At 65.9% G+C, this 14,595-nt stretch carries 14 protein-coding genes; 6 read left to right on the forward strand and 8 right to left on the reverse strand.

From position 1 onward, the window contains the following. Positions 1-55 precede the first annotated feature (55 nt). Positions 56-736, forward strand: a complete 681-nt coding sequence (locus WKC72_RS03235) for a class I SAM-dependent methyltransferase (RefSeq protein ID WP_268792139.1) — start codon at positions 56-58, stop codon at positions 734-736. Positions 737-745: 9 nt separating this feature from the next. Here the strand turns inward: WKC72_RS03235 and WKC72_RS03240 are convergent, their stop codons facing one another. Next, positions 746-1,969, reverse strand: a complete 1,224-nt coding sequence (locus WKC72_RS03240) for a cytochrome P450 (protein ID WP_370181740.1) — start codon at positions 1,967-1,969, stop codon at positions 746-748. 144 nt (positions 1,970-2,113) lie between these two features. Here WKC72_RS03240 and WKC72_RS03245 point away from each other — a divergent pair, with 144 nt between their 5' ends. Together WKC72_RS03245 and WKC72_RS03250 are read left to right on the forward strand one after the other, a co-directional pair. Then, positions 2,114-2,893 (forward strand): hypothetical protein, encoded by a 780-nt coding sequence (locus WKC72_RS03245; RefSeq protein WP_037238191.1) that lies wholly within the window; start codon positions 2,114-2,116, stop codon positions 2,891-2,893. A gap of 198 nt (positions 2,894-3,091) precedes the next feature. Further along, the gene (locus WKC72_RS03250; protein ID WP_128640447.1) at positions 3,092-4,498 is read left to right on the forward strand and encodes a guanine deaminase; all 1,407 of its coding nucleotides are present in this window, start codon (positions 3,092-3,094) and stop codon (positions 4,496-4,498) included. A 49-nt stretch (positions 4,499-4,547) separates the two neighbouring features. Here WKC72_RS03250 and WKC72_RS03255 read toward each other — a convergent pair whose 3' ends face one another. The 6 genes from WKC72_RS03255 to WKC72_RS03280 all read right to left on the reverse strand — a co-directional run bounded on the left by WKC72_RS03255 (position 4,548) and on the right by WKC72_RS03280 (position 8,373). Next, positions 4,548-5,018 (reverse strand): SgcJ/EcaC family oxidoreductase, encoded by a 471-nt coding sequence (locus WKC72_RS03255; protein ID WP_370181741.1) that lies wholly within the window; start codon positions 5,016-5,018, stop codon positions 4,548-4,550. Positions 5,019-5,104: 86 nt separating this feature from the next. Next, complete coding sequence (locus WKC72_RS03260) at positions 5,105-6,268, reverse strand: Gfo/Idh/MocA family protein (RefSeq protein ID WP_370181742.1); 1,164 nt, start codon at positions 6,266-6,268, stop codon at positions 5,105-5,107. A gap of 186 nt (positions 6,269-6,454) precedes the next feature. After that, positions 6,455-6,727 carry a hypothetical protein gene (locus tag WKC72_RS03265; RefSeq protein WP_112301423.1) on the reverse strand — a complete coding sequence of 91 codons (273 nt, stop codon included), beginning with the start codon at positions 6,725-6,727 and terminating at the stop codon, positions 6,455-6,457. Then, positions 6,724-7,005, reverse strand: coding sequence for a hypothetical protein (locus WKC72_RS03270; RefSeq protein ID WP_009476898.1), 282 nt, complete (start codon positions 7,003-7,005; stop codon positions 6,724-6,726). Before WKC72_RS03270 ends, WKC72_RS03265 begins: the two co-directional genes overlap by 4 nt. A gap of 152 nt (positions 7,006-7,157) precedes the next feature. Continuing rightward, positions 7,158-7,559 carry a lipopolysaccharide assembly LapA domain-containing protein gene (locus WKC72_RS03275; RefSeq protein WP_037238182.1) on the reverse strand — a complete coding sequence of 134 codons (402 nt, stop codon included), beginning with the start codon at positions 7,557-7,559 and terminating at the stop codon, positions 7,158-7,160. Between the two features lie 73 nt (positions 7,560-7,632). After that, a complete protein-coding gene (locus tag WKC72_RS03280) occupies positions 7,633-8,373 on the reverse strand; it encodes a hypothetical protein (RefSeq protein ID WP_370181743.1) in 741 nt (246 codons plus the stop codon). A gap of 88 nt (positions 8,374-8,461) precedes the next feature. Here WKC72_RS03280 and istA point away from each other — a divergent pair, with 88 nt between their 5' ends. The 3 genes from istA to WKC72_RS03295 are packed head-to-tail and all read left to right on the forward strand — an operon-like array spanning position 8,462 to position 11,226. Further along, positions 8,462-10,198 carry an IS21 family transposase gene (gene istA, locus WKC72_RS03285; RefSeq protein WP_370181744.1) on the forward strand — a complete coding sequence of 579 codons (1,737 nt, stop codon included), beginning with the start codon at positions 8,462-8,464 and terminating at the stop codon, positions 10,196-10,198. Beyond that, positions 10,195-11,010, forward strand: a complete 816-nt coding sequence (locus WKC72_RS03290) for an ATP-binding protein (protein ID WP_370180542.1) — start codon at positions 10,195-10,197, stop codon at positions 11,008-11,010. The genes istA and WKC72_RS03290 overlap by 4 nt, the downstream gene beginning before the upstream one ends. A 9-nt stretch (positions 11,011-11,019) precedes the next feature. Next, complete coding sequence (locus WKC72_RS03295; RefSeq protein WP_370181745.1) at positions 11,020-11,226, forward strand: hypothetical protein; 207 nt, start codon at positions 11,020-11,022, stop codon at positions 11,224-11,226. Between the two features lie 49 nt (positions 11,227-11,275). On the opposite strand, the gene WKC72_RS03300 is transcribed toward WKC72_RS03295, so the two are convergent. After that, on the reverse strand, positions 11,276-14,560 hold the full coding sequence (locus WKC72_RS03300; protein WP_370181746.1) for a protein kinase: 3,285 nt from the start codon (positions 14,558-14,560) through the stop codon (positions 11,276-11,278). Positions 14,561-14,595 lie beyond the last annotated feature (35 nt).

Raw genomic sequence — 14,595 nt, forward strand, 5'->3', positions numbered from 1 at the left:
GACCCGCACGGGCTCGAGCGCCGCGGGAACCGCGAGAGCAACGAGGAGCGCGACCATGCCGATGGCACCGTTCGACCCCATCACCGCGATCTACACGCCGGCGCACGCCTGGATGTACGAGACCATCGTGGCACCGGCCGTCTACCGCTCACGCCACGTCATCGACGAGTACTTTCTGCCGCATCTCCCACCGAACGCCCGCATTCTGGACGTCGGATCGGGCGGGGCGCTGTTCACGAACTACATCGCCGACCAGCGCCCGGACGTGCACATTCTCGGTCTCGATCTGTCGGAGGCCCAGATCAAGCGCGCCACCAAACGCATGCGTCACTACGGCGACCGGGTCCGGTTCGACGTCGGCGACGCCACGCGACTCGATTTCGCCGACCAGTCCTTCGACGGCGTGATCAGCTACGGCTCCATCAAGCACTGGTCGTCGCGCGAGGCCGGGCTCGCCGAGTGCGTGCGCGTCCTCAAACCGGGTGGCCCGCTGCTGATCACCGATGCGGACCGCAGCACGAGTTTCGAGGACGCCGAAAAGTTCGTCGAGAACTACAAGGCGCCGCGGCTTCTCGGCAGCATCAACCTCGCGATCTTCCACACCTGGATCGCCGGTCGCTCCATCAGTCTCGACGAGGCGCGTGACCTCGCGAGCCGACTCGATCTCGTAGACGAGCACGTCTCCCGCATCACCGAAATGCCGCTCGTCATGATTTCCGGGCGCCGGCCTGCGTGAACCTCACCGTCAGTCACATGTCTGGGCCGGCAGCGCGGCGACGCCACTGATGAACGCGGAGAGCAGCAGTTCCGGCTCGCCCACCGCGTGAAGTGAGGGGTGGGCGGCGAAAAGTTCTTCGAGCATGACGCGCAGCTCCAGCCGAGCGAGGTTCATGCCCAGGCAGTGGTGGATGTCTTTCGCGCCGAAACCGAGATGCTTGCCTGCATTCGACCGGGTGATGTCGAACCGGCCCGGACCGTCGAAGATGCGTTCGTCGTGGTTCGCGGACAGGTACCACATGACGACCTTGTCGCCCGCTGCGATGTGGGCGCCGCCGAGCTCGGTGTCGACGGTCGCGGTCCGCCGCATGTAGGGCACCGGGGAGGCGAAGCGGATCACCTCGTCGATCGTGTTGTCGATGTGGCCGGCGAAATCGGCGAGCAGCAATTCTTTCTGGTCGGGGTGCTCGCTGAGCAGATGCAGCGCCCAGGCCAGCGCTTGCCGGGTGGTCTCGAATCCCGCCGTGATCAGCAGGATGACGAACGAACCGAACTCGGTCGGTGTGAGGGTCTCGCCGTCGACCATCGTCGACACCAGCCGGGACGTCAGATCCTCGCCGGGGTCCGCCTTGCGCCTCTCGCCCAGTTCGAGGGCGTATCCGTAGATCTGGCCCAGGCCGGCCGCGCCGCCGGGTGCGGTAACGAACTCCTGATCACCGCCTCCGGCAATGACGTCGGCCGCCGCGGCCAGGATCATCGGCCGGTCGCTCTCCGGGATCCCGATCAACTCGCAGATCACCTGCACCGGCAACCGGGTCGCGACGTCGGAGACGAAGTCGAACTGGGCATCTCGGGGAAGGTCCGCGGCGATCTGCGCAGCGTAGCCGCGCAGCCGCTCGGCGATGCCCCGCACCGAGGCCGCAGTGAATGCCGATTGCACGATGCCTCGCAGACGCCGGTGACGGGGATCGTCCACGGCGATCATCGACATGGCGAAATCGAGGATCTCGACCGGGACGTCGTCGATGGTGAAGCCCTTGGCCGAGGAGAAGACCTCCGGGTTCCGGCTCACCGTCACCACGTCGTCGTATCCGACGACCGACCAGAAGCCCGGACCGTCCGTTTCCGTGTGGAACTCGATCGGCGACCGCTGACGAAGCTCTTCGAACAGGGCGCGCCGACCCGCGAAACTGCGGTCCCAGAACGCGCGTGATGCAGGCGAGATGATTTTTTCGGACGCAGAACCCGTCACCGGTCCCCCTCGGTCGGTCGTACAGATACTGCGACCCTACTGGGCAAGCAGTGGTTACGCCGATGAGGCATCACTGCAGGTCAACCGCTATGATCAAAGGGTCACCCGGCGGTGCGCCGGAGATTTGACGGGGAGGATCGACCTGTGGCGTCCAGAGTTCGGCTCGGTAACCTGCGAGAGGTGCGCGATCATCCGTTGGGGATGACCGAAGCGGGGTTTCGGGCCGAATTGACCCAGCACGACGCGTTCACCAGAGGTCGTGGCCCGTTTCCCGGTGATGCCGGCAGCGTCCGCTCCGAGCGTGAACTGTTCGTGACCGCGCCGGACGACGAGGTGCTCGCGGTGGCGACGATCACCGGGGTCCGCGAGTACGACGACGAACTCGTCGTCGACGGAGACCTGGTTGTCGATCACGAGCGGGTGGGGACGAGGCTGCTGATCCGCACCCCGGCCGAGAACGTGTTCTCCTGCGCGGACGAGGAATCGGCGTGGGCGGGCTCGGTCGAACGAGCGCGATGGGTCTACGTGCGGGCGCTGGTCGAGGTCGCAACGGTCAAGACGGCTTCCTACGACCGCCGGATCGCCGGCGCAGATCCCGCCGCCGACCCCGGGGTGACTCTGGCGACTGCCGACGAGACGATGCAGGTGGTTCCCCGGTACGTGATGATCCACCGCAGCGGAAAGCTGCGTCTCGGTGGGCCGTACGCCGACACCGCCGACTGGGATGGCCACGTCGAACCCTGGACGGACTACGGGTACGTCGATTGCCTGCGCCTCGACGACGTCCTGGACACCAGCGGCGACCTCGACATCGACGTGCTCCGGCCGCTCACCTCGCGTGCCGCCGCCGCGGAACTCCTCGAGTCATTGGGGTGGGACAAGGTCATCCGCCGATTCGTCGACGACCGCACACGCTTGCAGTAGCACCCGGTCGGCAGTGACTGCCGCGGGCGCTTGGCCTGTTCGGCCGCGATCCGGGTCTGATCGGTGGCATTGTTAGTACGGGCTGTTATCTCATCGTGGGTGCGGCACGGCCGCACAGGTGCTACTCGGCTGGACGACCAGCCGCCGAAGTTCACTGCAGAAGGCATGATCCGTTACCACTCGACGGGAGTTCATCGCATGGCCACGCACACTCATCTCGGGCACATCTTCCACATCGCCGGCGCGCCGAAAGTGACCGAAGCCGCGGCCGCCCTGGTATCGATTCCCGACGGCGCCCTGGTGCTGGACGACAGCGGGCGAATCGTGTTCTGCGGTGACCGAGCCGAGATCCCGTCGGAGTACGAGTCCGGCACCGTGCACGACCACCGGCCCGGGTTTCTGTTGCCGGGGTTCGTCGACACCCACATCCACTTCCCGCAGACCTACGCCGGCGACTCCTACGGCGGCGGCCAGCTGCTGGAGTGGCTGACCCTCTGCATGTTCCCGTCGGAGACGAAGTTCGCCGACCCGGAGTTCGCGCAGCAGGCGGCCGTCGAGTTCACCAACCGGCGCATCTCGGCGGGCACCACGGCCGCCATGGTGTTCGGGTCGGCGTTCCCACATGCGCAGGACGCGTTGTTCACCGAGACTCAGAAGGCCGGTCTGCGCATCGTCAGCGGCCGCGGAATTCAGACCGTCGGCGGTGAAACCGCTCAGCCGCTGATGACGTCCGAAGAGGACGCGATCCGGCTCACCCGCGAGGAGATCGAGAAATGGCACGGCGCCGACACCGGCGATGTCGCCACCGCGTTGCTGCACGTGGCGATCATCCCGCGGTTCTCGTTGTCGGTGACACCCGAGACCCTGAAGAACCTCGGAGAACTCTACGAAGAGGTGCGGGACCGCGGTGTGTACGTGCACTCCCACCTCAACGAGAACAATCGCCCCGGCACCGGCGAGGTCGACTCGACCAAGGAGACCTATCAGGTGAATTCGTACCTGGACACGTACGACGGGAAGTTCCTGCCCGGTTCGGAAGTGGGCGGGAAGAGCCTGCTGGGCCGACGCACCATCCTTGCGCACTGCGTGCACTGTCAGGATGTCGAGCTCGAACGGATGGCCGAGACCGGCACGTCCGTCTCGCACTGCCCGATCTCGCAGCTGTTCCTGGGATCCGGAACGATGCCGTGGAAGCGCACCGTCGCGTCGGGCGTGAACATCTCGGTGGGAACGGATTTCGGCGGCGGCGACGAATGGCTGATTCCACGCGTGCTCGGCGACGCGTTCAAGGTGCACATCACCGAGGCCGGTGACGACGGGGTGTCGATGCATCCCGCCGAGATGCTGTTCGTCGGCACCCTCGGCGGCGCCCGGGCACTGGACATGGAGAACCGGTTCGGCAACTTCGACGTCGGGAAGGAAGCCGACTTCGTCGTCGTCGACCCGTCGGGTACACCGGCACTCGACGGATTGCTGCGCAACGCCTTTCGCTCCTCCGATCCGGAACTTGCCCGCGATCAGACCCTGTTCGCACTGCTGATGGGAATCCGCGAGACGTCCATCGCCGAGGTGTACGTCGCGGGCAGGCGCGCACAGTCGTCCTAGAGCAACGCGGTGGTGGCCGACCCCGCGGGCCGGCCACCACCGCGTTGCCTCAGCTGGGGTTCACCGACGAATGATGGCTGGCGATCATCCACTTTCCGTCTTCGTACCGGTAGACCCACGTCACCCTGGCCGCCACATCTTGACCGTTGGCATTGATGACCCAGCGGCCTACGTTGTATGCGAGGTTGCAATCCGAATATTTGACACTTTCTTCCATCCGGGCTGTGGGATCGGCCTTGATCAGGTTGACGAAATACTCCGTAATCTCCTGCGGGGTGTCGGCGACAGGAACCGACAGAGTCGGCAGCAGTATCGCGTCCGGCCGGTACAGCGCGGCGACCCTGCTCGCGTCGCCGGAGACCAGTGCGTCGTTCCAACTCGTGAAGAGCGCGTCCAGCTCGCTGTCACTGGCGCGGACGCAACTGTCCTCGCTGTCGGAGGACGTGTCCGACGAGCATGAAACCACCGAAATCGTCAACGCGAGAATCGCAAAGCCTGAGCCGAACGGTTTGGTATTCATACCAACCTCCGCGGAGAAAGGCGCCTACGGGAATAGACCCGATAACCGATAAAGCGTAACCCCGGGACCAGACTGTGCGGATCGGATCAGCGCACGTCGACCCACGCACGAGATGCGACCGATGCCGTGATGGCGTCGAGGGTTTCGGCCGCGGCCACGGCGTCGGCGATCGTTGCGCCCCGGGGCTTTCCGTCGACGATCGAGGCGATGAAGTTGTTCCCCTCGATGACCTTGAGGTCGTCGTAGCTCATCGAGGACGCGGAGCCCGGCTGGAAGCGGGCGTACGCTCCGGCGTCGGGGCCCACCCACACCGTGGTGATCGACTGGTCCTGGTACTTGCTCCCGAGGCTCGTTCCGAGTTCGTTCATCCGGCGGAAGTCCCAGTACACCGCACCCTTGGCGCCGTGGATCTCGAACCCGTAGTTGTTCTGCTCGCCGACGGCCACGCGACTGGCGTCCAGCGTCACGCGTCCGCCCGATGACAGGCGAACCAGCGCGCTCACGAAGTCGTCGTTCTCCACCGGCCCCAACTTTCCGCCCGTCGCGCGTGCATGCCCGCTGGTGGCACCCGTCGGGATGGCGCGCTGGGGAATGAAGATCGCAGTGTCGGCAACGACTGCGTCGATGTCGCCGAGCAGGTGCCGGACCAGGTCGACACCGTGCGAGGCAAGGTCTCCCAGAACGCCCGACCCACCGCGTGCGTTCTCGTAACGCCAGCTCAGCGCGCCATCCGGATGCGCGGCGTAGTCGCTGAGGAAGCGGAACCGCGAGTGCGTGATGGTGCCCAGTTCGCCCGACGCGATCAGATCGTGCGCCATCGCAACGGCGGGTGCGTTTCGGTAGTTGAATCCGACGGTCGACTGGACGCCCGCCTTCTCGACGGCAGCAGCGACTGCCTTGGCGTCGTCGGACGACAGGCCGACCGGCTTCTCGATCCAGATGTGCTTTCCCGCCTCGGCCATCGCGACACCGATCTCCCGGTGCAGGAAGTTGGGTGCGGTGATGCTCACCGCGTCGATGTTCGCGTCGGCGGCGATGTCGCGCCAGTCGGTCAGCGCTGCGCCGAACCCGAACTGGGCGGCAGCCTCCTCGGCGCGGCCGGGTACCTCGTCGGCGACGGCGCCCAGACGGATGGACGGCGCTTCCGGGAAGTGGTGGCGCTGACGCAGATACGCGTTGGTGTGGACTCGGCCCATCCAGCCGAATCCGGCGACTGCTACAGCGATTTCGGTGGGGTTGACGTTGGTCAAGATCGACTCCGGGACTGATCGGTGCGACGTGTGTCTCTACGACAGTGCTGCGCGCCGCGAGCGAAGTCAACCATTTGTGCTGACAAAGTGACTCTCGAGGTGATTTTGATGGCTTTCCACCCCTCACACCGCCACGCGCGGAGGGGACCGCTGATCGCCGGACCAGCGCTCCCCCTCGATCAGCGGCTACGCGCCTACGCGTCGCACCAATGCCGGTTCGCCGGCGTCGACCCGCACCACCCACTGATCCAGCGACTCGAACATCTCGTCCCCGGGAACAGAAAGTTCATGCAATGCTTGACCTTCCGAAGGAACCAGCGAAACCTGAGGCGGAACGTCCTCACCCGATGCCGGGCCCGACGCCACATCCGCAGTTCGCAGGACAGCAGCGAGAATGCTGCCGTGTTCGTCCGTCAGGACCTGCATCCGGGAAATCCTCGGTGATTCCTGTGTCGTCATGCGAGCACGCCTCCTTCCAGATGGAACCACACGCCCGAAGTGGAGCTGTTGTGGATGCCGAGCACGTAGTACTGCTTGCTGGGGCCGCCGAACACCGGCGCGTTGGCGGTGCCCTGCCACTGCGTCATCAGGATCTTCGTGCCACCACCACCCTGGCTGGCGTCGAGTCTCGCGGTCGCCAGCTGCGGCCCTTTCCAAATGTCCCCGAACGAGAAGGAGAATTGATTCGCCTGCCCAGCGGCGAGAAAAAGCCCCTGAGGGGTTGTCGACCAAGCCATTTCGGTGTCCTTTCGTCGAATCACGAATGCGATACAGGACCGACCGTACGAGGAGATTCGACAGTTGAACTGAGTAGTCGACTACTCGAATCTCGTGACCGAGGACCTGAGGTCAACGCTTCGATCGAGCGAACACGGAAACAAGCATGGGGTCAGGTGGTCAGTTTCCGTTGCCGGTTCGCTGCCCGCCGGATCTGGAGGATCCGGACACCGCCGACGAGGGCCATGATCACCGCACCCGCGATGGCAGCGAACAGCAGTGTGACGCCGAGCGGGACGGTGAACTCCCAGACGAACAATTCCAGGACGACGCTGTCGAGGTTCTGCAGGATGAATACGAGAAGCAGGACCAGGACGACAATGCCGATCACCAGACCTGTCCACGTCGCCCCGGTGCGGGTGTGCTTGATCCCCTTGCCCCTCGCCACGTCCGGCGGCACCCCGGAACCCGCGTCGTGGGCATGCGGGTCGGAAGACGGCACCTCACCGCCCGGCGGGTGTCCTGTCGGGAGGTGCGGTCCGGTGTTCGGTGTTTCGTCCGTCGGGGGCAACATGAGACCCGATTACCCAGGCCGTCACCCCACCAACCGGGTCAGGGCTGTTCCCTCGGGTGCGTCGAGTTGTCGATCATCGTGGTGCTATCGCCGGGGGCAGGTAACGGTCGATCAGATCCTGGATGGGATCCGGCGCCACCTGCGGTGGTGGCGCCGGGTCCTGCGCGAAGGCACCGAGCACGTCGCTGGTGTGCTGTTCGGCGGTGCCGTACGTGTTGGCCGATACCGAGAAATCAGGCCCGAAGGACGCGGAAGCGACAATGCTGGGCCCGTAGTCCGACCACCCCCATTTGGTTCCGGTCACCGACGGCAGGCGCCCGGTGCCCCAGTTCTGATGGGTTCCATCGGCGGCGACGGGGGCCGCGGTAGCCATCCACTCCAGGATGCGGCTGTCCGGATCGGTGGTCTTCTTCGCCTCGAGGAAAGTCACGGTGTCCGCGGTGCTGGTAACCGCATCGCCCCAGAATCCGGAGCCACGGGTACTGGTGAGCCGATACTCGGCGGCGATCACGTCGATCGACTGCGGGTACTTGGCGTACACCTGCGAGGCGGCGGTGTCGTCGCTGTCACGGATCATCCGCTGTCCGAGTGTGAGGTCCTCGGGTGAGCCGTCGCCGTGCCGGAGCATGTAGTCGGCTACATACAGTTTCACGATCGACAATCCCGGCCGGGCTTCCCCCTGATTCGCCGTCCCGACGCGGGTTCCGCTCGGGGTGTGCACGAACGACAGCGCCGTCTGTCGCCTGCCATGAGCATGGGACCGGTCTGACTTGATTTCTGCCACCCTCATGGGACCACTCGGATTGCCAGTCATGGGACCACCCGGCGCGTCGCGCCGAAGTCCCGCCGGATCGCTCGTTTGATCGTCGTGTCGGTTTCCCCGGTCACGAAGGCGGACGGGCATGGCTTTTCGGGAGGTCAACGTGAACGAAGTCAAGGAAGTGCTCCGGGTCTGGCTCGGGGTGCCCGGGTCGCGGCCACCGGGGCTGCGCACGATCGCGGCGCACTGCGGGGTGGACCGCAAGACCGCCCGGCGGTATGTCGAGGCCGCCCAGGCCGCGGGGCTGCAGCGCACCGACGGGGTCGAGGCGCTCGACGACGGGCTGATCGGTGCGGTGATCGAGGCGGTGCGCCCGGCCCGACCGAGCGGGCACGGGTCCGCCTGGGATCGGCTGTTGGGGTTCGAGGACCAGATCACCGCGTGGGTGGCCGGCGACGGGAACCATCCGCCGCTGACGATCACCAAGATCGACACGCTGCTGGCCCGTCAGGGCTGTGTGGTGCCGTATCGGACGTTGCACCGATTCGCCACCGAGCGGTGCGGTTTCGGCCGCAGGGACACCACCGTCCGGGTCGTCGATGGCGATCCCGGCAGCGAATGCCAGATCGACTTCGGCTACCTCGGCTATCTGACCGACCCGGAGACCGGTCGGCGCCGCAAGGTGCACGCACTGATCTTCACCGCCGTGTATTCGCGGCACATGTTCGTGTGGCTGACGTACTCGCAGACCCTGGCGGCGGTGATCGCCGGCTGCGAAGCGGCGTGGACCTTCTTCGGCGGTGTCTTCAAGGTCCTGATCCCGGACAATCTGAAGGCGGTGGTCACCGAGGCGGACGCGGTCAATCCGCGGCTGTCGCAGGGCTGGCTGGACTACGCCCAGCACACCGGGTTCGTGACGGACCCGGCCCGGATCCGGTCCCCGAAAGACAAACCTAGGGTCGAAAGAGCCGTTCAATATGTACGCGGGAACTACTGGGCCGGTGAGGAATTCGCTGATCTAGCGGAGGCGCAACGGCGGGCCGAAGCGTGGTGCCGTGACACCGCCGGGATGCGGACTCACGGCACCACCGCCGCCCGCCCGCTCGAGGTGTTCGACGCGGACGAGGCGCCGATGCTGCTGCCCGTCCCGCCAACTTATGACGTGCCGATCTTCAAACAGATCAAGGTGCACCGCGACTTTCATGCCGAGGTCGCCAAGGCGTTGTATTCGATCCCGGGACAGTGGATCGGCTCGATCCTCGAGGTGCGGGCGGACAGTGCGCTGGTGAAGTTCTACGCCCGCGGAACCCTGGTGAAGGTGCACCCGCGCCAGCCCGCCGGTGGGCGCAGCACCGACCCGGAGGACCTGCCCACCGAGAAGGTCGGGTATGCGATGCGGGACCTGGACCGGTTGATCGGCACCTGCGCCGGGCACGGCCGCGGCGTCGGGATCTACGCAGAAAGGCTGCTCGACGATCCGCTGCCCTGGATCCGGATGCGGGCGGTCTACCGGCTGCTCGGACTGGTCCGCCGCTACGGGCCCGGCCCGGTCGAAGCTGCGTGCAGCACGGCGCTGGATCTGGATGTGGTGTCGGTGAGCAAGATCGCCTCGATGCTCGAACGCGCCACCGAGACCACCACGCCGCTGCTGCCGGCCGCCGGGTCGGCGGCCCCGTCCCGCTTCACCCGCGACCCCGCCGAGTTCGCCACCGACCGGACCGGCCCCGCCACTTCTGGGACCACTGTCGCCACTGCAGGGACCGGCGTTGCCACCGAAAGGACCACCCCTGCCACTGCCGGGACCGGCGTCGCCACCGAGAGGACCGGGCATCTGACGGTGATCGCCGGCGGCAACACCGACCCGAAGGAGCCACGATGACCACCCCACCCGCACCCATTTCCGGCCCGGTCGATCCGATCGGCGCCGACCTGATCACCCTTCTCAAGGCCCTCAAACTCGGCGCCCTCAAGGACACCCTGCCCGAGCGACTCGCCCTGGCCCGCCAGCACCAACTCAGCCACGTCGCATTCCTGGAACTGCTCCTCGCCGACGAGGTGTCACGGCGGGAATCACGCTCGGCGGCTTTGCGGTCGGCGAAAGCCGGTCTGGATCAGTCGATGCGAATCGACACCTGGAACGCGCTCGACGACCTCCGCTACGACCGATCCCTGCTCTCAGATCTGGTCTCGCTGCGGTTCGCCGAGGCCGGCCACTCGGTTCTGGTTCTGGGACCGGTCGGGGTCGGCAAGACGCACCTGGCGACCGCTCTCGGGCACGTCGCGATCCGGCGCCGGATGACGGTGCTCTGCGCCCGCGCCGACAAGCTGTTCGCCCGTCTGCGCGCCGCCCGGCTCGACAACTCGGTCGAGGCGGAGATGCGGCGCATCGCCACCGTCGATCTCCTGGTCCTCGACGATTTTGCGCTTCGCCCCCTGGACGCCACCGAGACCAACGACTTCTACGAGTTGGTCGTGGAGCGCCATCGTCGCAAGGCGACGATCGTCTCCTCAAATAGGTCCCCTGATGAGTGGCTGTCGATGACCACCGATGCCCTGCTCGCGCAGTCGGCGATCGACCGGCTCACCTCCGCGGCGCACACCCTCGTCATCGAGGGCCCGTCCTACCGGCAACGCACCCGCCCCGGGCGTGGTGCCATTGACAGTTCAGAAGGCGAGGTCGATGCTCGATGACACCTTCGGGTGGTCCCATGCTCGTGGCAACGAGGTGGTCCCATCAACCTGGCAAGCGACACCGTCCGCCCGGGCACCTCGTCGATCCTGTCGGGCGTCGGTGCCGAGTGGGCCGTCAATCCGGACGCGGAGGCGACGAGCCCGGCCACCAACAGCGACAGCGCGGCGCGGCACGTCCAGTTCTTCATGCTGTGCGTGTACCCGGTTCGACCCTGACTCAGCCGTCCTGACCACCGGAATGTTGCCAGCGGTGCTCGCGCATCCCTCAGCGTCCTGTGAGAGGTGACTTCGACGACTGCCGATGCTCCACAACCCACGCAGCGACCTGCGCTCGCGACGTGAATCCGAGTTTGGTGAGTATGTGCTCGACATGCCCTTGAGCGGTGCGCGGTGAGATCACGAGGCGAGTGGCAATGGCCCTGTTGGTCAGGCCCTCGGCGATCAGTTCCGCAACCTGCCGTTCGCGTTTCGTCAGGAGAGCGGAGGCAGGAGAATTCGTCTTCGGGGTGTGCTCGCCGAGTGCGTAGGAGACAGCGGAGTCGAGATCCAACGCCTTGCCGTGCTGCCAGCACTCCTCGAAGACGCGGTTGGTGAGCAACCGGCGAGCGGCCTGTTCGCATTCTTCGTGATACACGAGCAGGTTGGGAACGGACACGGATGGAATTCCGGCAACGAGGCCGCGCGCTTCCGCGGCTCCCATCAACGTGCCGGCACGTTTCGGGTCACTGGTTCCGGCGATCCAGGCGAAGGCTTCGAAGCAATTTGCGCACCCGACCGGGTCCTCGACGCGTCGAGCAAGCCGCAATCCCTGCCCGAGCAAGTCGAGTGCGCGACTCTGCGCACCCAGCCGCCACTGCGCAACAGCCATCGCCCACAACGCGTACGACCGGTAAACGGATTCGCCCCGAGCTTCGGTAATCGTGAGAACTTCCTCGTAGCATTCGACCGCCCGGCGGGGTTCGGCGTCGCGCAGCTGATACGCCAACCCCAGCAAAGTCAATGACTCGATTAGTAGCGCCAGGTCGTTCTCTGCCTCTCGGAACACTGACAGTGCCCGCTCCAAACCCGAAACCGCCCGCGCGAGATCACCGCTGAACAACCCGACGAGGCTGTCCGTATAGTCCGCGATCGCATGACCTATCGGATCGGTGATCTGGTCGGCAAGGATGCGCGTCTGCTCGACAAGAGCAGCACCTCGCTGATGGTCACCCTGCTGTTCGGTCATGAGGCAGTCGGCGTACAGCGCTCTGATGGTGACGATCGTCGGGGGTAGACCCTGGTGTGAGAGGAATCGGTCGAGCCAGCGCCGTGCCTCGCTGAGCAGGCCGCGTGACCCCCAGAGCTGCAACAAGGGTGTGGCGATCTGCAAACCTGCTTCGGCATCGCCCTCGGCGAGGCAGAAGTCCATCGCGTCCCTCAAATTCGGCTGCTCCCCGCCGAGCCGCGAGAGCCATTCGAGTTGCCGGGGACCTATGAACTCGGCCTCGGCGATCCGAGCCAGCCGTCGAAACCAATCTCGGTGGCGCCGGCGCAGATCGTGATAGTCGTCGTTTTCCTGTGCCTTCTCCCGGCCGTAGGCTCGCAGGGTCTCGAGCAGACGGAAGCGGACTGCGGCTGCGTTCTCTTCGCGGATCAGGATTGACTTGTCGACAAGGGATGCCACCGAGTCGAGCAGGGCCTCGGGCTGCACGTCTTCGCCGCACACGTATTCGGCGGCGTCCAGATCGAAGCCGCCGGTGAATACCGACAGTCGTGCCCACGTCAGTTGTTCGAGCGGAGTGCACAGGTCGTAGCTCCAGTCGACGCACAACCGGAGCGTCTGCTGCCGCGACGGCGCGCCTCGGCTCCCGCGGGTCAGCAGCGCGTAGCGGTCGGAAAGCCTCTGCAGGATTTGTTCAGGGGACATCGCGCGCAACCGCGCCGCCGCCAGTTCGATGGGCAGCGGCAACCCGTCCAGCCGGTGACAGATCCGAGTCACCGCGGACTTGTTGGCATCTGTCAACGTGAATGTCGATACCGCGGTTGTGGCGCGTTCGGTGAACAGGGACACCGCGTCGTAGCGGGGCAGACCCTGCAGTGACGGCTCGCGGTCGGGGTCGGGAACGGTGAGCGGGGGGACGCGCAGCGTTGCCTCCCCCGCTATTGCAAGGGGTTCACGGCTTGTGGCGAGGATCCGCATGTTCGGGTTCTGTTGCAGCAGTGCGGTGGCGAGGTCGGCCACGGCGTCGACCACTTGCTCGCAGTTGTCCAGTATCAGCAAGATGTCTCGCGTGGACAGGAAGTCCAGCAGAATCTCGCGTAATGACCGGTCGGTGTGATCTCGCAGGCCCAATGTGGTGGCCACGAGTTCGACGAGGAGCGGCGGGGTGTGGACCTCGTCGAGTTCCACGAGCCACGCACCGTCGGCGAATTCTCGTTGGATGCTTGTTGCGACCCTGAGTGCAAGGCGTGTTTTCCCGACGCCGCCGATCCCGACCAGTGTCAACAGGCGCGACGACGCGAGCAGACTCTTCGCTTCGGTCACCTCGTGCCTGCGACCGACGAAACTGGACAATTCCAGGGGCAGGTTCCCCCTCGTCCGACGGGACGAGTTGGCCGGATTCCGGCTGTGCGAGAGAGCCTGTGGTTCCTGCGTGTCTGCGTCGTCTGGCGAATTCAGTGCCATGTCGTCGGCAATCAGTCCCCGTCGACGCTGGACATCGCGCAGCTCCTCGCCGAAGGCGGCGGCAGAGGGTGGCCTGTCCTCAGGGCGCCCTGCCATTGCCCTCTCGATCACAGCGGCCAGATCGTCTGCAACACCGTGATCCCGCAAGTCGGGGACGGGTTCGGTTGTGATGCGGACGAATTGGGCGACCAGCTGTTCGCCGCTACGCCGTTCGAACGCGGCATGGCCGGTGACCGCGCAGAACACGGTGGCTCCGAGCCCATAGACGTCGGAGGCGGGGCTCGGGGAGGCGCCGCCGAGAACCTCGGGCGCAGCGAACGCAGGTGAACCAGTGACGATGCCCGTGGCAGTCTCGAACCCGCCGGAGATATGCGCGATACCGAAGTCCGAGAGCGCCGGCTCACCATAATCGGTCAGAAGAATGTTCGCGGGCTTGACGTCGCGGTGGAGGATGCCCTCGTTGTGGGCGGCCTGCAGCGCGCCGGCCAGCTTCACTCCGAGCCGCAGCACTTCGTCCACAGGCAATGGGCCGTGCCGCCGAATCCGTTCGTCCAGGGAGCCCTGCGGGTGGTACGGCATGACGATGAATGGTTGCCCGCCATCGGTGACCCCGACCTGGAGCACGGTGACGATGTTGGGGTGACCGGTGAGACGGCCCATTGCACGCTGTTCACGGAAGAAGCGCTCCCGATTGTCCTCCGCCAGCTCGTTGGTGAGCACCTTCACGGCGACGGTCCGGTCAAGCGAGGTCTGCGCGCACCGGTACACGACACCGAAGCCGCCACGCCCGATCTCCCGGGCGTCGTCGAATCCGTCAGCACCGAGCTCCGAGGTGACCGAGGGCGTCACATCGCGGTGGGTCTCGTACGGATCGACATCGGGCATCGTCCAGGTCGATTCATCCGGTCTGCGATACGTTC

This window comes from Rhodococcus wratislaviensis (genome assembly GCF_041228765.1).
GTDB lineage: Bacteria > Actinomycetota > Actinomycetes > Mycobacteriales > Mycobacteriaceae > Rhodococcus_F > Rhodococcus_F wratislaviensis.